This is a genomic window from Schumannella sp. 10F1B-5-1 (assembly GCF_006517535.1).
Lineage (GTDB): Bacteria > Actinomycetota > Actinomycetes > Actinomycetales > Microbacteriaceae > Schumannella.
Window position 1 is genome coordinate 1 of sequence record NZ_VHQH01000186.1, and the last position, 239, is coordinate 239.

General features: G+C 62.3%; 1 pseudogene. It reads left to right on the forward strand.

Going from position 1 to position 239, the window contains the following annotated elements:
• Positions 1 to 239, forward strand: a pseudogene (locus FJ658_RS15375) (carbohydrate ABC transporter permease); the annotation flags it as partial.

Here is a 239-nt window from a genome sequence, read left to right on the forward strand (position 1 = left end):
AGCTCGGCGCCTACTTCGTCAACTCGCTGTTCATCGCCATCCCGGCGACCATCTTCCCGCTGACCTTCGCGTCGATGGCCGCCTACGCCTTCGCGTGGATGCGGTTCAAGTGGGTGAACTGGCTGTTCATCTTCGTGTTCGCGCTGCAGATCGTGCCGCTGCAGATGGCGCTCGTGCCGCTGCTGCAGTTCTTCTCCACGTTCCTGAAGCCCGGACAGCAGTGGCTGCACGACCTCATC